Annotated in this window: 22 protein-coding genes; 16 read left to right on the top strand and 6 right to left on the bottom strand. The window is 59.0% G+C overall.

From position 1 onward, the window contains the following. Nucleotides 1-346: 346 nt before the first annotated feature. From fur to ACL2XQ_RS05835, 4 genes are all read right to left on the bottom strand, one after another. On the bottom strand, nt 347-817 hold the full coding sequence (gene fur / locus ACL2XQ_RS05820) for a ferric iron uptake transcriptional regulator (protein WP_410016067.1): 471 nt from the start codon (nt 815-817) through the stop codon (nt 347-349). Nucleotides 818-1,172: 355 nt separating this feature from the next. Then, nucleotides 1,173-1,688, bottom strand: coding sequence for a flavodoxin FldA (fldA, locus tag ACL2XQ_RS05825; protein ID WP_410016066.1), 516 nt, complete (start codon nt 1,686-1,688; stop codon nt 1,173-1,175). Between the two features lie 178 nt (nt 1,689-1,866). Beyond that, nucleotides 1,867-2,166, bottom strand: coding sequence for a LexA regulated protein (ybfE, locus tag ACL2XQ_RS05830; protein WP_410016065.1), 300 nt, complete (start codon nt 2,164-2,166; stop codon nt 1,867-1,869). A 207-nt stretch (nt 2,167-2,373) separates the two neighbouring features. After that, on the bottom strand, nt 2,374-3,138 hold the full coding sequence (locus ACL2XQ_RS05835) for an alpha/beta fold hydrolase (protein ID WP_410016064.1): 765 nt from the start codon (nt 3,136-3,138) through the stop codon (nt 2,374-2,376). A gap of 203 nt (nt 3,139-3,341) precedes the next feature. On the opposite strand from ACL2XQ_RS05835, the gene seqA reads away from it, so the two are divergent. From seqA to ACL2XQ_RS05855, 4 genes are all read left to right on the top strand, one after another. Further along, the gene (gene seqA / locus ACL2XQ_RS05840) at nt 3,342-3,875 is read left to right on the top strand and encodes a replication initiation negative regulator SeqA (RefSeq protein WP_410016063.1); all 534 of its coding nucleotides are present in this window, start codon (nt 3,342-3,344) and stop codon (nt 3,873-3,875) included. 27 nt (nt 3,876-3,902) lie between these two features. Then, nucleotides 3,903-5,546: a phosphoglucomutase (alpha-D-glucose-1,6-bisphosphate-dependent) gene (gene pgm / locus ACL2XQ_RS05845; protein ID WP_413740133.1), complete on the top strand. Its 1,644-nt coding sequence runs from the start codon at nt 3,903-3,905 to the stop codon at nt 5,544-5,546. Nucleotides 5,547-5,776: 230 nt separating this feature from the next. Then, on the top strand, nt 5,777-6,376 hold the full coding sequence (locus ACL2XQ_RS05850) for a PadR family transcriptional regulator (RefSeq protein ID WP_410016061.1): 600 nt from the start codon (nt 5,777-5,779) through the stop codon (nt 6,374-6,376). Further along, nucleotides 6,363-6,668 carry a DUF3861 domain-containing protein gene (locus tag ACL2XQ_RS05855; protein ID WP_413740135.1) on the top strand — a complete coding sequence of 102 codons (306 nt, stop codon included), beginning with the start codon at nt 6,363-6,365 and terminating at the stop codon, nt 6,666-6,668. The genes ACL2XQ_RS05850 and ACL2XQ_RS05855 overlap by 14 nt, the downstream gene beginning before the upstream one ends. Before the next feature lie 20 nt (nt 6,669-6,688). On the opposite strand, the gene kdpE is transcribed toward ACL2XQ_RS05855, so the two are convergent. Further along, on the bottom strand, nt 6,689-7,369 hold the full coding sequence (kdpE, locus tag ACL2XQ_RS05860) for a two-component system response regulator KdpE (RefSeq protein WP_410016599.1): 681 nt from the start codon (nt 7,367-7,369) through the stop codon (nt 6,689-6,691). 361 nt (nt 7,370-7,730) lie between these two features. Here kdpE and ACL2XQ_RS05865 point away from each other — a divergent pair, with 361 nt between their 5' ends. The 9 genes from ACL2XQ_RS05865 to pcp all read left to right on the top strand — a co-directional run bounded on the left by ACL2XQ_RS05865 (nt 7,731) and on the right by pcp (nt 16,113). After that, the gene (locus ACL2XQ_RS05865) at nt 7,731-8,684 is read left to right on the top strand and encodes a YbgA family protein (RefSeq protein ID WP_413740136.1); all 954 of its coding nucleotides are present in this window, start codon (nt 7,731-7,733) and stop codon (nt 8,682-8,684) included. Between the two features lie 30 nt (nt 8,685-8,714). After that, nucleotides 8,715-10,160, top strand: coding sequence for a deoxyribodipyrimidine photo-lyase (gene phrB, locus ACL2XQ_RS05870; RefSeq protein ID WP_413740137.1), 1,446 nt, complete (start codon nt 8,715-8,717; stop codon nt 10,158-10,160). A 35-nt stretch (nt 10,161-10,195) separates the two neighbouring features. Then, complete coding sequence (locus ACL2XQ_RS05875) at nt 10,196-10,939, top strand: type 2 GTP cyclohydrolase I (protein WP_413740138.1); 744 nt, start codon at nt 10,196-10,198, stop codon at nt 10,937-10,939. Nucleotides 10,940-11,076: 137 nt separating this feature from the next. Next, nucleotides 11,077-11,733 carry a 5-oxoprolinase subunit PxpB gene (gene pxpB / locus ACL2XQ_RS05880; RefSeq protein WP_410016056.1) on the top strand — a complete coding sequence of 219 codons (657 nt, stop codon included), beginning with the start codon at nt 11,077-11,079 and terminating at the stop codon, nt 11,731-11,733. Beyond that, nucleotides 11,727-12,710, top strand: coding sequence for a 5-oxoprolinase subunit PxpC (gene pxpC, locus ACL2XQ_RS05885; RefSeq protein ID WP_413722307.1), 984 nt, complete (start codon nt 11,727-11,729; stop codon nt 12,708-12,710). Before pxpB ends, pxpC begins: the two co-directional genes overlap by 7 nt. Beyond that, the gene (pxpA, locus tag ACL2XQ_RS05890; RefSeq protein ID WP_413722308.1) at nt 12,710-13,441 is read left to right on the top strand and encodes a 5-oxoprolinase subunit PxpA; all 732 of its coding nucleotides are present in this window, start codon (nt 12,710-12,712) and stop codon (nt 13,439-13,441) included. The genes pxpC and pxpA overlap by 1 nt, the downstream gene beginning before the upstream one ends. A 174-nt stretch (nt 13,442-13,615) precedes the next feature. Further along, nucleotides 13,616-14,347: a DUF969 domain-containing protein gene (locus ACL2XQ_RS05895; RefSeq protein WP_413731171.1), complete on the top strand. Its 732-nt coding sequence runs from the start codon at nt 13,616-13,618 to the stop codon at nt 14,345-14,347. Continuing rightward, nucleotides 14,344-15,357, top strand: coding sequence for a DUF979 domain-containing protein (locus ACL2XQ_RS05900; RefSeq protein WP_413730751.1), 1,014 nt, complete (start codon nt 14,344-14,346; stop codon nt 15,355-15,357). The genes ACL2XQ_RS05895 and ACL2XQ_RS05900 overlap by 4 nt, the downstream gene beginning before the upstream one ends. 108 nt (nt 15,358-15,465) lie before the next feature. Then, the gene (gene pcp / locus ACL2XQ_RS05905) at nt 15,466-16,113 is read left to right on the top strand and encodes a pyroglutamyl-peptidase I (RefSeq protein ID WP_413740139.1); all 648 of its coding nucleotides are present in this window, start codon (nt 15,466-15,468) and stop codon (nt 16,111-16,113) included. Nucleotides 16,114-16,904: 791 nt separating this feature from the next. Here the strand turns inward: pcp and ACL2XQ_RS05910 are convergent. Then, nucleotides 16,905-18,185, bottom strand: a complete 1,281-nt coding sequence (locus tag ACL2XQ_RS05910) for a citrate synthase (protein ID WP_410016050.1) — start codon at nt 18,183-18,185, stop codon at nt 16,905-16,907. Nucleotides 18,186-18,821: 636 nt separating this feature from the next. Here ACL2XQ_RS05910 and sdhC point away from each other — a divergent pair. Genes sdhC through sdhA form a run of 3 tightly spaced genes read left to right on the top strand, consistent with a single transcriptional unit; the run spans nt 18,822 to nt 21,319 of the window. Beyond that, nucleotides 18,822-19,211, top strand: coding sequence for a succinate dehydrogenase cytochrome b556 subunit (gene sdhC / locus ACL2XQ_RS05915; protein WP_413740140.1), 390 nt, complete (start codon nt 18,822-18,824; stop codon nt 19,209-19,211). Next, nucleotides 19,205-19,552 carry a succinate dehydrogenase membrane anchor subunit gene (sdhD, locus tag ACL2XQ_RS05920; RefSeq protein WP_410016048.1) on the top strand — a complete coding sequence of 116 codons (348 nt, stop codon included), beginning with the start codon at nt 19,205-19,207 and terminating at the stop codon, nt 19,550-19,552. Before sdhC ends, sdhD begins: the two co-directional genes overlap by 7 nt. Further along, the gene (gene sdhA / locus ACL2XQ_RS05925) at nt 19,553-21,319 is read left to right on the top strand and encodes a succinate dehydrogenase flavoprotein subunit (RefSeq protein WP_410016047.1); all 1,767 of its coding nucleotides are present in this window, start codon (nt 19,553-19,555) and stop codon (nt 21,317-21,319) included. The last annotated feature ends 2 nt before the right edge of the window (nt 21,320-21,321 follow it).

The following is a 21,321-nucleotide window of genomic DNA, read 5'->3' on the forward strand; positions in this document are numbered from 1 at the left end:
CTGGCAGCGAAAAATAGCTTTATCATAAGATTCACAGAATAATTTACCCGGTGAAAAAATCGCAATAAAAACGCTGTCGTTTCAATGGATTACGCAAATGAGCCCAAAATAGCGTCCCAGGGCCTCTATTTATTCTTTATTTATTTTTATTTTCTGTGAAGTTTTCTGGAGTTTGCCGGCGGTGAGCACGGCGGTGATTGGCGGATACGACGCTTGTCGACGCGCTTCGGGAAGGAAACGTTACCAGGGAAGGGGACGGGCGGCGTTTAGCCTCATTGAAAAAATCGTTGCAGGGTGAGAAAGCGGCGCGATAACAGCCGCTTTGGAGAAACGGACCGCGCCGCGGTTATTCTTTTACGCCGTTGAGCATATCGGCGTGATCGTGCAGCGTTTCGTCTTCGCGGCAGTTGCCGATTTCACAATGCCCATACAGATATAAGCTATGGTTGGTCAGCTTGATATTGTGCCTTTTGGCAATATCACGCTGGCGCGCTTCGATGAACTCGTCGCGAAATTCGATAACCTTGCCGCAGTCCAGACAGATCAGGTGGTCATGATGATACTGTTGCGTCAGTTCAAAAACGGATTTGCCGCCTTCAAAATTGTGGCGGGTTACGATACCGGCGTCGTCAAATTGGTTTAGCACGCGATATACCGTGGCCAGGCCGATTTCCTCACCCATATCGATCAGTTTTTTGTACAGATCTTCCGCACTGACGTGATGGCATTCCGGATCTTGCAACACTTCCAGAATCTTCAGTCTGGGAAGGGTGACTTTCAGGCCGGCCTTCTTCAATGCAATATTATTGTCAGTCATGCGGGTTTAGTCCTGTTACTTTGATAATCTGATTGTAGGCTAGCTTAGCCTATAACATCGGTCGGCCCGAAAAATGTGACGCCGTCTCATTATAAGACTGCCTGTCCAAAATGAAAACCGCGCCTTGTTAACAACTATAGCCCGTTTCGGGGGGCGAATTCTGCAACATTTTGCTAAAAAGGGTGGAACCGCTGCGCTATTGTACCGCGTTGTGGATAAAAGTTAAAAACTTGTATCTATTAATTTGAAAGGATTTAGTTATCAGTGAGGTTGGCGGCGCCGTCCCGACGCCATGACGGCAACCGATTCTCTTGCCGGGCGCCGCGGCGGCGGCACCCTCCCGCACGGCTTTACTTTAGCTGAGTTGCAATTCAGCGCTGATTTGCTTCACCCAGCCGTCCACGCGTTCATTGGTCAGCTCGGGCTGGCGGTCTTCGTCAATGGCCAGGCCGATGAAGTGATTGTCGTCCGCCAGTCCTTTCGACGCTTCGAAATGATAGCCGGCGGTGGGCCAGTGACCGACGATGGTCGCGCCGTTGGGCTCGATAATGTCGCGAATGGTGCCCATGGCGTCACAGAAATATTCGGCGTAATCCTCTTGATCGCCACAGCCGAACAGCGCCACTTTTTTGCCGGAGAAATCTATTTCTTCCAGGGTGGGGAAAAAATCATCCCAGTCACATTGCGCTTCGCCGTAATACCAGGTCGGGATGCCGAGCAGCAGGGTGTCGAACCGCGCCAGGTCTTCTTTACTGCTTTTGGCAATGTCATGAACTTCGGCAACATCCGCACCCAGTTGCTTCTGAATCATTTTGGCAATATTTTCGGTATTGCCGGTGTCACTGCCAAAAAAAATGCCTACAGTTGCCATGAGTTTGAAAACCTCTTAAATATTATGGATATGTTCCGTAACAGAATCAGCGATGCTCTGCGGCAATCATAGCAGACCCTTATGCGGGGAGAAACTCGCCGGCCGGGTTTTGTCGCAAATTTGCCCCGTCCGCGGCCTTGGGCCCTGGACGGGATGGCGCTTTACCGGGCCGGCAAGTTTATTCCGGATGCGGATCCGCGCCTTGTTGCCGTTCAAGCTCGGCCAGTAAAATCAATTCGATCAGCTCGCTGCGCGACAGGTTTTGCCGGTAGGCCAGCTCATTTAACGCATCCACCGCCTCGGCGTTGATTTTCAGCTCCACCCGGCGCAGGCCGCGCTTTTTATCCCGGCGCAGCTGGTTACGCTTGTTGATGCGCAACTGCTCATCGCGGGACAGGGGGTTCGTCTTCGGTCTTCCCGGGCGCCGCTCATCGATAAATAAATCCAGGGTGGTGCGGTCCGTTTGTTCTTTTGCCATAGGTCATGAAGGGATTGTGCATCAAGAAGCAGGCGGGCAAACCCCGGCCGGCGGCGTGGCTGGCTACGCCGTCGGACGCGCATCGCCCGTAACGTTATGTTTTATGTACGCCGGGGCTGCCATAAAACACAGCGGGCCATGTTACCCCAGCCCGGTAGCAAACGACAATATTAAACTCGCCGGCGCTAATCCCGGCGGCGGCCCGGCCTATTCTTCCAGGAAACGGGCCAGGGCGCGCATGACCGCCGCGGGTTTCTCCGCATGAACCCAATGACCGGCGCCGGCGACCACATGCGCCCGCGCCCGGGGGAACTGGCGTTGGATCGCCTGGCGGTAACCGTCATCCAGATAGGGCGATTTTTCACCGCGGATAAACAGCACCGGCCCTAGCCAGGGCGCCGACTCCCGCCAGCCGATAAGCGCCGGATAGTTATCCCACAGCGCCTCGACGTTAAACCGCCACCGGCCCTGGTGAAAGGATTTCAGCAAAAACTGGATGGTTTCCTCATCAAGGGCGTCATGGCGCATGAGCGCCGCCGCCTCCGTGCGCTGTGTGACGCCCGCCGCCTCGACGCGCCTGAGCGCGGCGAAGACGTTGTCATGGTGGCGGGTGGGGTAGGCCACCGGCGCCATATCGATAACCGCCAGCCGCGCAACGCGGCCGGGCGCCTGGGCGGCGAGGGTCATGGCGACCTTGCCGCCCATGGAATGGCCGATGAGGTGACCGGCGTCGATATGCAACGCATCAAGCAATTCGATCACGTCCCGGCTCATGGCGGCGTAACCGGCATCGTGGTCATGGGGGGACAAGCCGTGATTGCGCAGATCAATCTGCAGGGTGGCGTGGTGTTCCCCAAGCGGCCTGGCCAGCACGCCCAGGTTATCAAGGCTACCGAACAGCCCGTGCAGCAATATCACCGGCAGTGCTTCACCCGGCTGCCGGGCAGGTTGCAGACGATAGTGTAATTTCATCCTGATCCTCATGGCGATAACAGAGCCTGATAGCCTATCATGAGTTATCCGTCCCGCGGCCGTAAAAAAAGCGGCGGCGCCAGGAAGGCCCTCGGGGGAAATTCCGACTTTTTACCGAAGCCGGATACTAGCGCTATTCGCGGGGCAGGTTTAGCTTGTATAATCCTTTTGATTGATTTATGAGAAGAAAGCCCCGGATAAAGATGAAAACAATTGAAGTCGACGAAGACCTTTACCGCTATATCGCCAGCCATACGCAGCATATCGGCGAAAGCGCCTCGGATATTTTACGCCGGATGCTGAAATTTAATGCTCAGGCCAGCGCCGCAGCGCGCAGCGCGCCGCCGCCGGAAACGCCCCTCAAGACGCAGGCCGTGTCTGCGACCCGCGATCGCGTGCGCGCCATGCGTGAGCTCCTCCTTTCCGACAGCTACGCCGAGCAGCGCAAGGCGGTTGATCGTTTTATGCTGGTGCTGTCCACCCTGTATAGCCTGTCGCCCGCCGAATTTACCGAGGCGGCGGATATCCTGCACGGCCGCACCCGTACTTATTTTGCCGCTGATGAGCAGACATTATTGCAAAATGGCAGCCATACTAAACCCAAGCAGGTAGCGCAAACGCCCTACTGGGTTATCACCAACACCAACACCGATCGTAAACGGAGCATGGTGGAACACATTATGCTGGCAATGCAGTTCCCCGTGGAACTGACCGATAAAGTTTGCGGTACCATTTGATCAACAGCAGGCAAGGGAGAAGCACCGATGGCTAATAGCCCCCGCGCCGGGCAGCCCGCCCGGCAAAGCGATTTAATCAATGTCGCGCAGTTAACCTCGCAGTATTATGTGTTGCGTCCGGAGCCGGGCAACACCGCGCATGCGGTAAAATTCGGTACTTCAGGCCATCGCGGCAGCGCGGGGCGCCACAGTTTCAATGAAGCCCATATCCTGGCCATCAGCCAGGCCATTGCCGAAGAGCGCGCCAGGCAGGGCGTTACCGGCCCGTGTTATGTGGGCAAGGACACCCATGCGCTGTCCGAACCGGCGTTTATTTCGGTATTGGAAGTACTCAGCGCCAACGGCGTGGAAATCATCGTCCAGCAGGACAACGGCTTTACCCCGACGCCGGCGGTGTCCAACGCCATCCTGACGCACAATCGCGCCGGCGGCGCCCAGGCCGACGGCATTGTCATCACCCCGTCCCATAATCCGCCGGAAGATGGCGGCATCAAATACAATCCGCCTAACGGCGGACCGGCGGACACGAATCTGACCAAAGTGATCGAAGAGCGCGCCAATGCCCTGCTGGCGGACGATTTGCGGGGCGTTAAGCGCCAGTCGCTGGACGCGGCCTGGAACAGCGGCCATATCCATGCGCAGGATCTGGTGCAGTCCTATGTGGCGGGGCTGGCCGAGGTCGTGGACATGGCGGCCATCAAAAAAGCGGGACTGAAACTGGGCGTCGATCCGCTGGGCGGGTCCGGCATTGCCTATTGGCAGCGCATCGCCGAGCATTACCAACTCGATTTGACGCTGGTGAACGAGCAAATCGACCAGACCTTCCGCTTTATGTATCTCGACCACGACGGCATTATCCGCATGGACTGTTCGTCCCAATGGGCCATGACCGGCCTGCTGTCGCTGCGTGATAAGTTCGACCTGGCCCTGGCCAACGATCCGGATTACGATCGGCACGGCATCGTTACCCCGGCGGGTCTCATGAACCCCAATCATTTCCTGGCGGTGGCGATCAACTACCTGTTCCAGCACCGTCCGCAGTGGGGCGTCGACGTGGCGGTGGGCAAAACCCTGGTCTCCAGTGAAATGATTGACCGGGTGGTGGCCGATCTGGGCCGCCGTCTGGTGGAAGTGCCCGTCGGGTTTAAATGGTTTGTCGACGGCCTGTTCGACGGCACCCTGGGTTTTGGCGGCGAAGAGAGCGCCGGCGCCTCGTTCCTGCGTTTTGACGGCAAGCCCTGGTCCACGGATAAAGACGGTATCATCATGTGCCTGCTGGCGGCGGAAATTACCGCGGTCACCGGTAAAAATCCCCAGCAGCACTATGATGAACTGGCGCAACGTTTCGGCGCGCCCAGCTATAACCGCATCCAGGCGTCGGCCACCCACGCGCAGAAGGCCGTTTTGGCCAAGCTGTCGCCTGAAATGGTCTCTGCCAGCACCCTGGCCGGCGACCCCATCACCGCGCGCTTGACCGAGGCGCCCGGCAACGGCGCGTCCATCGGCGGCCTGAAGGTGATGACCAAAAACGGCTGGTTCGCCGCGCGGCCGTCCGGCACCGAGGAGGCCTACAAAATTTATTGCGAAAGCTTCCTGGGACCTAAGCACCGGGAACAAATCGAACGCGAGGCGGTGGAAATCGTCGGCGAAGTACTGGCCGGGGCACAATAAGGCCCGCCCGGCGGTCGGCGCATCTCGCGCCGCCGCCATACCCGCCGTTACGGGGGAGCTTTCATTATCCAAGGCGCTGATTTATCAGCGCCTTTTTTTGCGTTTCAGCGCCGCCAGGCAGCCGGTGATACTGGCGCGCAGATAAAAAAATCCTCATTTAGATATATCTTTTATTGCTTTTTTTTTGTTATGCGTTAATTTAGATATATCTAAATAACCGGGAGAGAACCATGCTTTATCATCATCATTATGCCTTGCACGACCGTGGCGGTATGCATGGCGGCAGGGGACACCATGAGCGCCACGGGCACCATGACGGCGAACACAGGACGCAGCGTCTGTTCGGCCATGGCGATCTGCGCATGATCCTGCTGGCGCTGGTGGCCCGCAAACCCAGCTACGGCTATGAGCTGATCAAGGAAATCGAGCTGGCTTCTTCCGGGTTGTACATTCCCAGTCCAGGCGTAATTTACCCGACCCTGAGCCTGCTGGTGGATCAGGACTTCCTGATGTCGGTCACCGCCGAAGGCCAGAGCCGTAAGAACTACCAGATTACCCCGGCGGGCGAGGAAGAGCTGGCCGGGCATCAGGCGGCGATTACCGCCCTGTTCGAGCGGCTCGCCCAGGCAGGCAAACGCGGGGAAGGCAGCCTGATCCCGGGCATAACCGACAGCATGCGGCAATTAAAGGGATTGTTACGCGGCAATATGCTGCGCGCCGACCTGACGCCGGCGCAGGTCGAGCGGATAAACACCGCCTTGCTGGAGGCGGTTAACACTATAGCGCAGGTGCTGGCGGCGCCGGCGGAGGAAAATCATGGCGGGATATAAATACAGAATTACCGTGGCGCCCATCGCCGATAAACACGGCCAGCCGCTGGAAATGCCCGCGCTGTCGTTCGAGGTTGAAAACCACGATGAAATCCTGGGCATCGCAACGCGCTTACAGGAGCGGGAGGATCTGGCCTTCGGACCTGAGAAAACCGCGTCTTTCGCCATCGGCCTCAAGCTGTTCTCGGAGGTGATGATGGAATATCGCAAACATCCCTTGTTTGCGCCGCTGCGTGAACCGTTTCGCGATTTTATGCAGTTGTTGAAGAAGGGACCGGGCGCGGCGGGTTAACGCCAGGCTGATACAGCCGCCTAGGGCATAAAACGGTAACCGATGCCGGTCTCGGTCAGCAGGTGGTTGGGCTGGGCCGGATCCCGCTCCAGCTTTTGCCGCAGATGGCCCATGTAAATGCGCAGGTAATGGCTGTGTTCCACCGCGTTGGGCCCCCAGACCTCGCCCAGCAGATAACGTTGGGTGAGGACCTTGCCCTGATGGGCAATCAGGACGGCCAGCAGGCGGAATTCGATGGGCGTTAAATGCAGCAGCTCCCCGTCACGCGTCACCTGGCGATTAGCCAGATCCACGCTGACCGCCGCAAAATTCACCGTCGCGGGCTTTTCATCGCCGCGCAGCGGACGCCGGAGCGCGACGCGTACGCGCGCCAGCAGTTCCCCGATGCCGAAGGGCTTGGTCAGGTAATCCTCCGCGCCGGCGTCCAGAGCATCGATTTTATCCTGTTCGTCGCTTCTGGCCGACAGCACCACGACGCTGATTGAACTCCACAAACGTAAATCGCGGATAAAATCCACGCCGTTGCCGTCCGGCAGCCCCAAATCGAGCATGATGAGATCCGGTTTGCGGCTGGCCGCCTCAAGCAAGCCGCGCTCCATGGTGGCCGCCTCAAATACCCGGTAGCCTTCGCGTTCCAGCGCCTGGCGGACAAAACGGCGGATGGCGTCCTCATCTTCGATTATCAGGATATTGGCGGTCAGGGTGCTCACGTTTCCTCCTGTGGCGTCATAGCGGGCGGGCGCGTCCAGCGGCAGGGTAACATAAAAAAAGCGCCTGCTCGCCTGGGTATTATCCGCGTATATCCCCGCGCGGTGAATCTTTATCTCTATACGATCCCGCGTCGGCCGGGGAACATTGCCGCAACCGCGCAAAGCGTGCGGCGCGGCGCGTAAAATTACGCTAAACAAGACGCTTTATGGGCTAAAAAAGCGCACTCTTCGTGCTACGCCGGCATCGGCGGCCCGCGCTTTAACCTGCGGGACTTTTGTCGCAAACCCGCCGCGGGTCCGGGGATAATCGTCTACGCTTTGCTTAACGATCGATTATATGTGGGAGTCATGCATGGGCAATAAAATCCCCGTCGGCATCAGCGCCTGCCTGATGGGAGAAAAAGTCCGTTTTGACGGCGGACACCGCCGCTTCGCGTTTGCCATGGACGAACTGGCTCCCTACGTGCGTTTTGCGCCCATCTGCCCCGAAATGGCCATCGGTTTGCCCACCCCCCGGCCGGCGCTGCGTTTGGTCAGGGACGAGCAGGGCCGCATCGCCATGCGCACCGGCAAAAACCAAAACGACGACGATCTGACGCAGCCGATGCAGTCGTTTTCCGCGCAGCAGGTGCAAAAGCTGGGCGATCTCTGCGGATACATCGTTTGCGCCAAATCGCCCAGTTGCGGGATGGAACGGGTCAGGGTCTACGATCGCGCCGGCGCGCGCAAAAACGGCGTCGGCCTGTATACCGGGGAACTGATGCGGCAATTGCCTTGGCTGCCGGTGGAGGAAGATGGCCGGCTGCACGACGCGCAACTGCGCGAGAATTTCGTCGCCAGGGTTTATACGCTGTACGAGTTTAATCAACTGCTGCAACAGCCCTTGACGCGCGGCGGGCTCATGGCGTTCCACAGCCGTTATAAATTGCTGCTGCTGGCTCATTCCCAGCCGCAGTACCGGCAGATAGGGCCGTTTGTCGCAGCCATGGATCGCTTTGCTACGCTTGAAAGTTTTGCCCTGGAATACCGTAACCGACTGATGGCGCTGCTGTCGAACAACGCCACACGGCCGAACCATACCAATGTCCTGATGCATGCGCAGGGCTACTTCCATCGTTACCTGACGCAAAAACAGCGCCAGGAGCTGACGTCGCTCATCGACAGCTACCGGCAGGGCATGCAGCCCCTGCTGGCGCCGATTACGCTGCTTAAGCATTATATGGCCGAATATCCTGACGCCTGGCTGGCGCAGCAACGCTATTTTGAACCCTATCCGGAAGCCCTGCGGCTACGTTACGGGCATTGACCGCCCTTTACCGTTATCAAGGAAGAACCCATGAAAACACATCTCGTCTGGCTGCGCGCGGATTTACGCCTCCACGATAACCCGGCGCTCTATGCCGCCTGCCGCGATCCTGACGCCAGGGTGCTGGCGGTCTATATCGCCACGCCGGAGCAATGGCGCCTGCACGGCATGGCGCCGCGCCAGGCGGCTTTCCTGCTGGATAATCTGGCGGCGCTGCGCCATGGCTTGACGGCGCGCGGCATTGCTTTGCATTACCATCAATGTCCCGATTTTAATGCCTCGGTGGCATGGCTCACGGATTTCTGCCGGCGGCAACAGGCCGGCGCGCTGTTCTACAACTATCAGTACGAATTTAACGAGCAGCGGCGCGATCGCGCGCTGGAGCAGGCCCTGGACGGCCAGGTGATATGCCAGGGGTTTGATGACGGCACGCTGCTGCCGCCCGGCAGCGTGCGCACCGGCGACAGCGGCATGTATAAAGTGTTTACCCCGTTTCGCAACGCCTTTCTGCGCAAGCTGGCCGATGTCGATCCGCAATGCCTGCCCGCGCCGTCGCGCCGGATAAACGCGGCGCCTGATACGGCGGACGGCCTGGCCCCGTTTGATTATCCCCGGCAGGCGCCGGGGGAGGCGTATCCCGCGGGCGAGGACGTCGCGCTGTCGCGGCTGCGTACCTTTTGCCATCAGCAAATGCAGGACTACCGCAAGATGCGCGATATTCCCTCCCAGGACGCCACCAGCAGGCTGTCCGCCTATCTGGCGCTGGGCGTACTCTCCCCGCGCCAGTGCTATAATCGCCTGCGCAGTGCTTATCCCCAGGTGCTGGAACATGCCGACAGCGGCGCGTTTACCTGGCTCAATGAGCTGATCTGGCGTGATTTTTATCGTCACCTGATCGTGGCATATCCCGCCCTATGCAAGCACCAGCCGTTTATCGGCTGGACCCGCCATGTGGCGTGGCGCCGGGATGACGTCCTGCTTGCCGCCTGGCAGCAGGGCAATACCGGCTACCCCATCGTCGATGCCGCCATGCGCCAGATGAACCAAACCGGATGGATGCATAACCGGCTGCGCATGATTACCGCCAGCTTCCTGGTAAAAGATCTGCTTATCGACTGGCGCGAAGGCGAGCGGTATTTTATCTCCCGGCTGATTGACGGTGACCTTGCCGCCAATAACGGCGGCTGGCAATGGGCCGCCTCCACCGGCACCGACGCCGCGCCGTATTTTCGTATATTCAATCCCACCACCCAGGGACGCCGCTTCGATGAAAAGGGCGTGTTTATCCGCCGCTGGCTGCCGGAGCTGGCGGCGGTGCCGGACAGCTATGTGCATGAACCTCACCGTTGGCCCGGGGCCGGCCACGCCGGACTGGATTATCCCCGGCCGATAGTTGATCATGGCAGCGCACGCCAAACCACCCTGGCGGCGTATCAAGCCGCCAAAAACCTGGGGCTGAGTTCCGGGACGGGGTAAACGTCGGGGTTCTTGCGACAGAAGGTATTCTCAGTATGCGTAACAATGAATTGGAACAACTTATCCATCGGCATCTCAACAGCGTTTCCTTCCAGGACTATGCGCCCAACGGCCTGCAGGTAGAGGGGCGCGCCGAGGTGCAACGTATCGTCACCGGCGTTACCGCCTGCCAGGCGCTGCTGGACGCGGCGGTGGAACATCATGCCGATGCGATCCTGGTGCATCACGGTTATTTCTGGAAGAACGAGCCACCGGTCGTTACCGGCATGAAACGCCGGCGCCTGAAAACCCTGCTGGCGCACGATATCAATCTGTTTGCCTGGCATCTGCCCCTGGACGCCCATCCTGAGCTGGGCAACAACGCCCAACTGGCCGCCTTGCTGGATATCAGCGTCAAGGGACAGCTGGAGCCGCTGCTGCCGTGGGGTGAGTTGAATCCCGCCGTCAGCGCGCAGGAGCTCCTTCGCCGGTTGGAAATGCGCCTTGAGCGCGAGGTATTGCACTGCGGCGATAACGCGCCGGCGCTGATCGCGCGCCTGGCCTGGTGTACCGGCGGCGGGCAGGGGTTTATCGAACAGGCGGCGCGCGCGGGGATGGATGCGTTTATAACCGGCGAAGTGTCGGAGCAAACCATCCATACCGCCCGGGAAATGGGACTGCATTTTTTTGCCGCCGGCCATCACGCCACCGAACGGGGCGGCATCAAGGCCCTGGGCGACTGGCTGGCGCGAACGCATGGTTTTGACGTGACGTTTATCGATATTCCCAATCCGGCTTGACCGGCGGCTATTACATTTTGCCCGGAAACGCTTTACAGTACCTGCAAATAAACCTTTGGTTAACCGGCTTATAATTTTCTTAAAAAGTACATAGCGAAACCGTAGCCGGCGCCGAAACAGGTCTTCAGGAGGTCTGGTTGCAACGGGCTAGATGTTATTTATTAGGTGAGCGCGCCGTGGTGCTTGAGCTGGAACCCCCGGTTACCCTGGCGAGCCAGCGGCGGATCTGGGGGCTGGCCGCACGTCTGGCGCACCACGACGAGGTGCGCGAGGCCATTCCCGGCATGAATAATCTCACCGTGCTGCTGACCCATCCCCAGCAGTCGGCGCTGGATGCCATCGAGCGTTTGCAAATGTGGTGGGAAGAGAGCGATGCCATCACCCCCGAAGCGCGCGAGGTGGAGATTCCGGTGGTTTACGGTGGCGAAAGCGGCCCGGATTTAGCCTGGGTGGCTGAGCAAACCGGCCTGTCGCCGCGGCAGGTGGTGGAGCGCCATGCGGGTGCGGCGTATATCGTCTATTTTCTGGGTTTCCAGCCGGGATTTCCCTATCTGGGCGAATTGCCGGAGATCCTGGCCGTCCCTCGCCGCGCCGAGCCGCGCTTGTCCGTACCGGCGGGGTCGGTCGGCATCGGTGGTAAACAGACCGGGGTTTATCCGCTGGCCACACCCGGCGGCTGGCAAATTATCGGCCGCACGCCGCTTAAGCTGTTTGACCCGCTGAACACATCGCCGACGCTGCTGCTGCCCGGTGATAATGTGCGCTTCGTGCCGCAAAAGGAGGGCGTATGTTGAAGGTTATACACGCCGGCATGATGACCGCCGTCCAGGACGGGGGGCGCACCGGCTACCGTAACCTTGGCATCAGCCAGGGCGGGGTGCTTGATCTGCCGGCCATGCAAATGGCCAATCTGCTGGTGGGCAATGACGCGCAAGCCGCCGTGCTGGAAATTACCCTTGGCCAATTCAGCGCCGATATTACCGCCGCGGGCTGGGTGGCCCTGACCGGCGCGGATTGCCATGCGCAATTGGATGGCCAACCGGTCTGGACCGGCTGGCGCTTCCAGGTCCAACCTGGCCAGACATTGAAGCTGGGAACGCCGAAACACGGCATGCGCAGCTATCTGGCGGTGTCCGGCGGCTTCGACGTGCCGGTGGTGCTTAACTCACGCAGCACCGATTTGAAAGCGGGATTTGGCGGCCACCAGGGCCGGATGATTGGCGACGGCGATGTACTGCGCGCCGGCCAGCCGCGATATCAGCCGACCCGGCAAATGGGTATCAGGCAACTGCTGTTCGGCAACCGGGTGCGCGCGTTGCCCGGCCCTGAATACCGTGAATTCAGCGCTGATTCCCAGGATGCCTTCTGGCGTTCCAGCTGGCAGCTCAGCCCCCAAAGCAATCGCATGGGGTATCGCCTGCAGGGCCCGACGCTTATCCGCAATACCGATCGCGAGCTGTTTTCGCATGGTTTGCTGCCGGGAGTGGTGCAGGTACCGCACGGCGGCCAGCCTATCGTGCTGATGGCTGACGCCCAGACGACCGGCGGCTACCCCCGTATTGCCTGCGTTATTGCCGCCGATCTGTTCCATCTGGCGCAGATCCGCCTGGGCGAGCCGATCCATTTTATCCAGTGTACGCTGGAAGAGGCCCAGGGGGCCTGGCTCGATCAGCAGCGTTACCTGGAGCAGATCGCCTGGCAGCTTGAACTTACCCGGCAGCAGGAGGTACCGTCTACGCCGCCGGCCGGAACACGCGCAAAGGTGAACTAATGGATCTCAACGCCGATTTGGGTGAAGGCGGCGCGCACGATGAAGCGTTGCTGCAGCTGATAAGCTCGGCCAATATTGCCTGTGGATTTCATGCCGGCGATGCGGACACCATGCGCCAGTCGGTAACCTGGGCGCTGCGCTATGGCGTCGCCATCGGCGCCCACCCAAGCTTTGCGGATCGCGAAAACTTCGGCCGCAGCGCGATGGCGCTGCCGGCGGAAACCGTTTATGCCCAGGTGGTGTATCAACTGGGCGCGCTTGCGGCTATCACCCGTGCGCAGGGAGGGCGTATGGTCCATGTCAAACCGCATGGCATGCTCTATAACCAGGCCGCGCGCGATCCGGCCCTGGCGCAGGCCATCGCCCGCGCGGTCAAAGACGTCGACCCGTCCCTGCGCCTGGTGGGCCTGGCGGGGAGCGAACTGATCAAGGCCGGCGAGCGCCTGGGGCTTACCGTCAGGCACGAGGTCTTCGCCGATCGCCATTACCGCCGGGATGGCAGCCTGGTGCCCCGCGGCGAGCCGGACGCGCTGATTACCGACGCGGACCAGGCCCTGGCGCGTACGCTGGAGATGGTACGCCAGAACCGGGTCCGCACGCCTGCGGGCGAGTGGATCAGGCTGCGGGCGGATACCGTCTGCCTGCATGGCGACGGCCCCCACGCGCTGGCGTTTGCCCGGCGCATACACGCCTGTTTTCTCGACCAGGGCATCCCCATCGCCGCGTCATGACCGCGCGCTTGCCCCGCTGACCAGGCATGGCCGCCGGATCAGCGGCGTCGCGTTATTACCCTCTTGTCTTCTATAGGTATTCCCTATCTCCCGCGCCGCTGATTTATTGGTAATCTGACGCCCATGGGCCCGTTGTGCCACTCATTCTTTTTATTCGTCTTCGAGGATCTCATCATGCAACAGGCGGTAAACCTTTGGCCTTTATTGGGCATCCTGGCGATTATCATAGGATTTTTGCTGCGCGTGAACGCTGTGCTGGTGGTCATTATCGCCGGCGTCATCACCGGCCTTGCGGCGCATATGCCCATCACCGCCATCCTGGAAAAACTCGGTTCGGGATTTTTAGCCACCCGTAACCTGGCGTTTATTTTATTGATCCCCCTGGCGGTAATCGGTTTGCTGGAGCGCCATGGCTTAAAGGAGCATGCGCAGCACTGGATCGCCAAAATCAAGCGCGCCACCGCCGGGCGGCTGCTGATCGTGTATTTACTGGCGCGCGAACTGACGGCGGCCATGGGCCTGACCAGCCTGGGCGGTCATCCGCAAATGGTGCGCCCGCTGCTGGCGCCGATGGCCGAAGGCGCCTGCGAAAACCGCTATGGCGATTTGCCGCAGGACGTACGCTACCGCCTGCGCGCCATGGCGGCCGCCACCGATAACGTCGGGTTATTTTTTGGCGAGGATATTTTTGTCGCCTTCGGCGCCATTATTTTCATGCACAATTTTATGCTGGAATCGGCCGGCATCCAGACCGAACCCTTGCATATCGCCCTGTATGGCATTCCCACCGCCATCTTCGCCTTCCTGATCCACGCGTTTCGCCTCAGGCGCATGGACCAGCGCCTGGCGGCACAGCTCACGGCGCTCAACCAGGCCGCATTACAGTCGGCGGGGAGCGAAAAATGACGTTTCAACAAAACTATCTCTATTGGCTGGCGGGCGTAGTGCTGCTGATTGTCGCGGTGATGTCGCTGCGCGACAAAGCCAACCCCCGGCGCTGGCTGACGGGCGTTTTCTGGGGGCTTTACGGGCTGGTGTTCCTGGTTGGCGACTGGAGCTATGCGCTGACGGCGCGGTTTCTTGGGCCGGGAGCCGATGCGCAGCGCGCGCTGCATATCGGCGTCGGCGTGCTGGTGATCCTGATGGCGCTGATTGCCGGTTTCGGCGGGGTACGGCTGGGCGGCTATCATCGGCGCAGCGCGCAAGAGCGTGAAGAAAGCGCCCGCCGCCTGGGCAATCGCCTGTTTATTCCGGCGCTGGCCATCCCGGTGGTGACGGTGGCTGGCGTACTGTTGTTCAATAACCTTCCCGCGCTACAGCACGGGCTGTTCGGCACCGGCAATAACGCCACCCTGGTGACGCTGTTTTCCATGACCTGCGGCTGTATCATCGGCCTGCTTCTTGCCCTGAGGTATACCCACGACCGGCCGCTCCAGTCGGTACAGGAGGCCAGGCGTCTGCTTGATTCCATCGGCTGGGCCTTTATCCTGCCGCAGATCCTCGCCACCCTCGGGCTGCTGTTCACCAGCGCCGGCGTCGGCAGCGCGATTGCGCACCTCACCGAAACCTATCTGGCGGTAAATAACCGTTTTATCGCGGTGGCGGTATTTGCGGTGGGCATGGCGGCGCTGACCATGATCATGGGCAATGCCTTCGCGGCGTTTCCCATCGTGGCCGCCGGCATCGGTATCCCGATCCTGGTGCTTGAGCACGGCGGCAACCCGGCGGTGATGGCGGCGGTCGGCATGTTTTCCGGCTACTGCGGGTCGCTGATGACGCCTATGGCGGCCAATTTCAACCTGGTGCCGGCGGCGCTGCTGGAATTACCCGACCGCTATGCGGTGATCAGAGCGCAAATACCCACCGGCTTAACCCTACTGGCGGTCAATATTTTCCTGCTCTATTTTATGATGTAACGGGCTAAGCGCCGGCCCTGAAAAAATGACAAGATAAACAGCGATAAAAAAATACTCTGTTGAAAAATAGCGGTGCTGATAGTCGTCGACAATACGAGGGAGTGGAGTATGAAAACCGTCCTGCTGACCGGTTTTGAGCCTTTTGGGGGCGAACAGATCAATCCCTCGTGGGAAGTGGTAAAACAATTCCATCAACGTCGCCTTGGCGACGCCACCGTTATCGCCTGTCAACTGCCCTGTGTCTATGGCCGCTCGGTGCACATGCTTAACGACCTGATTGATCGCCACCGGCCCGCGCTTATCCTGGCGGTGGGGCAGGCGGGCGGCAGGGCACGCCTGTCGGTGGAGCGTGTGGCGATTAATATCGACGATGCGCGCATTGCCGATAACCTCGGACAGAAGCCCATCGACGAGCCGATCATTAACGGCGGACCGGCGGCCTATTTCGCCACCGTACCCATCAAAGCCATGGTCCAGGCCATGCGTGATGCGGGCGTCCCGGCCGAGGTATCGCAAAGCGCCGGCACCTATGTTTGCAACCATGTGATGTACGGCCTGCTGCATCGCCTGGCCCAACTGGACTATGGCGCCAGGGGAGGATTTATCCATACGCCCTACCTGCCGCAGCAGGCGGCGGCGCTGGCCGATGCGCCCAGCATGGCGGCGGATATCATAACGATGGGATTGGACATTGCCATCCGCACCGCGCTGCAAACCGACCATGATGTAAAGATTAGCGGCGGCGCGCTCAGCTAAACCATAAAAAAACGCCGCGTAAGCGGCGTCTGACATGCCAGGTCCGCTAACGCTGGACTCAATGCAGACGTGTTCAAGGGAGACCGTGCCAATGGGGTCGAATCGGGCGTGGTGTTCCCGCCAAACCGAACGCCCCATGGCGCGTTATGCCCGCCAACACCGAGCTCAAAGCAGACGTGTTCAAGGGAGAGCGTGCCAATGGGGTCGAATCGGGCGTGGTTTTCCCGCCCGACCGAGCGCCCCATGGCGCGGTAGGCCCGCCAACACCGGGCTCAAAGCAGACGTGTTCAAGGGAGACCGTGCCAATGGGGTCGAATCGGGCGTGGTTTTCCCGCCCGACCGATCGCCCCATGGCGCGGTAGGCCCGCCAACACCGGGCTCAAAGCAGACGTGTTCAAGGGAGACCGTGCCAATGGGGTCGAATCGGGCGCGGTGTTCCCGCCCGACCGAGCGCCCCATGGCGCGGTAGGCCCGCTAACGCTGGACTCAATGCAGACGTGTTCAAGGGAGACCGCGTCAATGGGGCCGAATCGGGCGTGGTTTTCCCGCCCGACCGAGCGCCCCATGGCGCGGTAGGCCCGCCAACACCGGACTCAATGCAGACGTGTTAAAGGGAGAGCGTGCCAATGGGGCCGAATCGGGCGTGGTTTTCCCGCCCGCCCGAGCGCCCCATGGCGCGGTAGGCCCGCCAACACCGGGCTTAAAGCAGACGTGTTCAGGGGAGACCGTGCCAGTGGGACCGAACCGGGCGTAGTGTTCCCGCCCGATCCAGCGCCCATGGCTCGCCAGACTTATTTGATCTGCGATGTAAATTCGCGTTTATCATACCCGGTATACAGCTGACGCGGACGCGCAATCTTAACGCCGTCGTCATGCATTTCCTTCCAATGGGCAATCCAACCCACGGTACGCGCCATGGCGAAAATCACGGTAAACATGGTCGACGGAATGCCCATGGCCTTCAGGATAATACCCGAATAGAAATCCACGTTCGGATACAGCTTCTTCTCGATAAAGTACGGATCATGCAGGGCAATATGCTCCAGCTCCATAGCCACCGCCAGCAAATCGTCAGACAGCTTCAGTTCCTTAAGCACTTCATGACAGGTCTCGCGCATCACGGTGGCGCGCGGATCGTAGTTCTTGTAAACCCGGTGACCGAAGCCCATCAGACGGAAAGAGTCGTTTTTATCCTTGGCGCGTTCAATAAACGCCGGAATATGCTCGACGCTTGAAATCTCTTCCAGCATCCGCAGCGTCGCCTCGTTGGCGCCGCCATGAGCCGGGCCCCATAACGACGCGATACCCGCGGCGATACAGGCGAACGGATTGGCGCCCGACGAACCGGCGGTACGCACGGTGGAGGTGGAGGCGTTTTGCTCGTGATCAGCGTGCAGGATCAAAATACGGTCCATCGCGCGTTCCAGGACGGGATTAACCACATACTCCTCGCACGGCGTGGAGAACATCATATGCAGGAAATTACCGGCATAGGAAAGATCATTGCGCGGATACACAAACGGCTGGCCGATGGAATATTTGTAACACATCGCGGCAACCGTGGGCATCTTGGACAATAAACGGAACGCCGCTATTTCGCGGTGGCGCTCGACATTAACGTCCAGCGAATCATGATAAAAAGCCGCCAGCGCGCCGGTCACGCCGCATAATACCGCCATCGGATGCGAGTCGCGGCGGAAGCCGTTGAACAGACGTGTAATCTGCTCATGCACCATGGTGTGGCGGGTGACGATATCGCGGAATTCGTCATACTGCTCCCGGGTCGGCGCTTCGCCGTTCAGCAGGATGTAGCAGACTTCAAGAAAATTGGAGTGTAGTGCCAGTTGATCAATAGGATAGCCACGATGCAATAAAACGCCTTCGTCACCGTCAATATAGGTAATTTTAGATTCACAGGATGCGGTGGAGGTAAAGCCGGGATCAAAGGTAAAATAACCTTTGCCGCCCAGGGTGCGGATATCGATTTCTTTGGCACCCAGGGTTCCGGTCAATACGTCCAGTTCGATTGGCGCTTCACCGGGTAGGTTCAGCGTCGCTTTATTGTCTGCCATTACAATCTCCTTAGCGCTTTTATGATAAATCTCCCACCGTGGAATACCGGCATGCCCGCGGGGCCTTGCGCTTTTATTGTCAGTCCGTCGCTCCGACTTAATGCAATGCAGGGCACAGAGCGTGAGGATGATGCAAGTTATTCCCGTTCAGGATGAAAGAACGGCGGTTCCCGGTTGTTGAAGATTTACTGATATTAATTTTAGCTAGTTTAACGGAAGTCTTAACCGCGAAGTTTAAGACTCGCTTCACACTGTTGCATAATCTTTGTCGCGGCGAAAGCGTCTCGGCCATTACTTGCATCGGTTATAGCATATCCGCCGCGCCATTTGTAATTGAATTGTTGCTTTTTTGTCAATGCGGTTATATAGATTTAAGGTAATTGTAAAATTCGTGACCCAGGTCACTAAACAGCCTAAATGTTACCAAACAAATTGTAGGGTAATTGTAATCATTATGTGAAAGCCATATACTTCACAAAGGTCTCCGGAAGTCCCTGTTGTAGGAGCACCCAGCGTTATTTAACGCGTCATTTAAGCACAAGGGATTTGTTTATTGAGCACATGACGTGTCATGGTTAGCCTTAACGCTGTCTGAATCCACCCAGGACCGGAGGAAGGAAAAATAATAATAGCTGTGTGGGCAAAACCGTGAAAAAACAAAGGCCTGTCAACCTGGATCTGCAAACGATCCAGTTTCCTGTTACTGCGATAGCTTCTATTCTCCACCGTGCCAGTGGCGTCATCACGTTTGTGGCCGTCGGCATTCTGCTCTGGATCCTCGGATTGTCGCTTTCCTCCGCCGAAGGTTTCGCCCAGGCCGCCGCCATCATGGATAGCTTCTTCGTCAAATTCATTATTTGGGCCATTTTAACCGCGCTGGCGTATCACGTCATCGGCGGAATTCGCCACATGCTGATGGATTTCGGCTATCTGGACGAAACATTTGCCATGGGTAAATTAACGGCAAATGTTACATTTGTGATCACAATTGTGCTGTCAATACTTGCGGGAGTACTCGTATGGTAAGCAATGCTTCGGCACTGGGACGTAACGGAGTTCATGAGTGGTTATTGGTTCGCGCTTCCGCCATCGTAATTTGCCTGTACATCATCTACCTGCTTGGGTTCGTCGTTTTCGCCGACAGCCTGACCTACGATGTCTGGCGCGGTTTTTTCGCCTTACCCATGACGAAAGTCTTTACCCTGCTGACCCTGTTCTCCGTCCTGGTGCATACCTGGATCGGCATGTGGCAGGTATTAACGGATTACATCAAAGTATTGGCGCTGCGCCTGTTGCTGCAACTGGCGATTGTGATCGTATTGTTGGTGTATTTACTTTATGGAACCGTCGTGGTGTGGGGTGCGTAAATGAGTTTGCCAGTAAGAGAATTTGACGCTGTAGTCGTCGGGGCCGGCGGAGCCGGCATGCGCGCCGCGCTGCAGATTTCCCAAATGGGCCTCTCCTGCGCCCTGGTTTCCAAAGTGTTTCCAACCCGTTCCCATACGGTGTCGGCCCAGGGCGGCATTACCGTCGCCCTCGGCAATACCCATGAGGACGACTGGCAATGGCATATGTATGATACCGTCAAGGGCTCCGACTATATCGGCGACCAGGATGCCATAGAATATATGTGCAAGACCGGCCCGGAAGCGGTGCTGGAACTGGAGCATATGGGGCTGCCGTTTTCCCGTCTGGACGACGGCCGCATCTACCAGCGCCCCTTCGGCGGCCAGTCGCTCAACTATGGCGGCGGGCAAGCGGCGCGTACCGCCGCCGCCGCCGATCGCACCGGCCACGCGCTGCTGCACACCTTGTACCAGCAGAACCTGAAAAACCATACCACCATTTTTTCCGAATGGTATGCGCTCGATCTGGTGAAAAACCAGGACGGCGCCTTCGTCGGCTGCACCGCGCTGTGCATTGAAACCGGCGAAGTGGTCTACTTCAAGGCCAAGGCCACCATTCTGGCCACCGGCGGCGCCGGACGCATCTATCAATCCACCACCAACGCCCATATCAATACCGGCGACGGTATCGGCATGGCGCTTCGCGCCGGCGTGCCGGTGCAGGATATGGAAATGTGGCAGTTCCATCCCACCGGCATCGCCGGCGCCGGGGTACTGGTCACCGAAGGCTGCCGGGGCGAGGGCGGTTACCTGCTCAACAAGGACGGCGAACGCTTTATGGAACGTTATGCGCCGAACGCCAAGGATTTGGCCGGCCGCGACGTGGTCGCCCGTTCCATTATGATCGAGATCCGCGAGGGACGCGGCTGTGACGGCCCGCTGGGGCCGCACGTCAAGCTCAAGCTCGATCATCTGGGCAAGGACGTCCTGGAGTCGCGCCTGCCGGGTATTCTGGAGTTATCCCGTACCTTTGCCCACGTCGATCCTATCAAAGAACCGATCCCGGTTATCCCCACCTGCCACTATATGATGGGCGGCATTCCCACCAAAGTCACCGGACAGGCGGTAACGGTGGACGCCCAGGGCAACGACGTGGTGATCCCCGGCCTGTTCGCGGTGGGTGAAATTGCCTGCGTATCGGTACACGGCGCCAATCGCCTGGGCGGCAATTCCCTGCTGGATCTGGTGGTGTTCGGCCGTTCGGCGGGCATGCATCTGCAGGAATCCCTGGCGGAGCAGGGGGCGTTTCGCGATGCCAGCGACGACGATATCGACGCGTCTCTGGCGCGCTACAACCGCTGGAACAACAATCGCACCGGCGAGAACCCGGTGGATATCCGCAAGGCGCTGCAGGCCTGCATGCAGAATAATTTCTCGGTGTTCCGCGAAGGCGATGCCATGGCCAAGGGCCTGGCCGAGCTGAAAACCATCCGCGAGCGGCTTAATGACGCGCGCCTGGACGATACCTCCACCGAATTCAATACCCAACGCGTGGAATGCCTTGAGCTGGACAACCTGATGGAAACCGCGTATTCCACGGCGGTGGCCGCCAATTACCGCACGGAAAGTCGTGGCGCCCACAGCCGCTTCGATTTCCCGGATCGGGATGACGAGCATTGGCTGTGCCACAGCCTGTATTTGCCGGAAAGCGACACCATGACCCGCCGCGAGGTGAATATGCAGCCGACATTACGCCCGGCGTTCCCGCCGAAAGTGCGTACCTACTAAAG

The organism is Sodalis sp. RH14, from assembly GCF_047324285.1.
GTDB lineage: Bacteria > Pseudomonadota > Gammaproteobacteria > Enterobacterales > Enterobacteriaceae > Acerihabitans.

Coding starts and splice junctions, on each gene's coding strand:
- fur (WP_410016067.1), bottom strand. CDS start 817: ATGACTGACAATAATATTGCATTGAAGAAGGCCGGCCTGAAAGTCACC.
- fldA (WP_410016066.1), bottom strand. CDS start 1,688: ATGGCAACTGTAGGCATTTTTTTTGGCAGTGACACCGGCAATACCGAA.
- ybfE (WP_410016065.1), bottom strand. CDS start 2,166: ATGGCAAAAGAACAAACGGACCGCACCACCCTGGATTTATTTATCGAT.
- ACL2XQ_RS05835 (WP_410016064.1), bottom strand. CDS start 3,138: ATGAAATTACACTATCGTCTGCAACCTGCCCGGCAGCCGGGTGAAGCA.
- seqA (WP_410016063.1), top strand. CDS start 3,342: ATGAAAACAATTGAAGTCGACGAAGACCTTTACCGCTATATCGCCAGC.
- pgm (WP_413740133.1), top strand. CDS start 3,903: ATGGCTAATAGCCCCCGCGCCGGGCAGCCCGCCCGGCAAAGCGATTTA.
- ACL2XQ_RS05850 (WP_410016061.1), top strand. CDS start 5,777: ATGCTTTATCATCATCATTATGCCTTGCACGACCGTGGCGGTATGCAT.
- ACL2XQ_RS05855 (WP_413740135.1), top strand. CDS start 6,363: ATGGCGGGATATAAATACAGAATTACCGTGGCGCCCATCGCCGATAAA.
- ACL2XQ_RS05865 (WP_413740136.1), top strand. CDS start 7,731: ATGGGCAATAAAATCCCCGTCGGCATCAGCGCCTGCCTGATGGGAGAA.
- phrB (WP_413740137.1), top strand. CDS start 8,715: ATGAAAACACATCTCGTCTGGCTGCGCGCGGATTTACGCCTCCACGAT.
- ACL2XQ_RS05875 (WP_413740138.1), top strand. CDS start 10,196: ATGCGTAACAATGAATTGGAACAACTTATCCATCGGCATCTCAACAGC.
- pxpC (WP_413722307.1), top strand. CDS start 11,727: ATGTTGAAGGTTATACACGCCGGCATGATGACCGCCGTCCAGGACGGG.
- pxpA (WP_413722308.1), top strand. CDS start 12,710: ATGGATCTCAACGCCGATTTGGGTGAAGGCGGCGCGCACGATGAAGCG.
- ACL2XQ_RS05895 (WP_413731171.1), top strand. CDS start 13,616: ATGCAACAGGCGGTAAACCTTTGGCCTTTATTGGGCATCCTGGCGATT.
- ACL2XQ_RS05900 (WP_413730751.1), top strand. CDS start 14,344: ATGACGTTTCAACAAAACTATCTCTATTGGCTGGCGGGCGTAGTGCTG.
- pcp (WP_413740139.1), top strand. CDS start 15,466: ATGAAAACCGTCCTGCTGACCGGTTTTGAGCCTTTTGGGGGCGAACAG.
- ACL2XQ_RS05910 (WP_410016050.1), bottom strand. CDS start 18,185: ATGGCAGACAATAAAGCGACGCTGAACCTACCCGGTGAAGCGCCAATC.
- sdhD (WP_410016048.1), top strand. CDS start 19,205: ATGGTAAGCAATGCTTCGGCACTGGGACGTAACGGAGTTCATGAGTGG.
- sdhA (WP_410016047.1), top strand. CDS start 19,553: ATGAGTTTGCCAGTAAGAGAATTTGACGCTGTAGTCGTCGGGGCCGGC.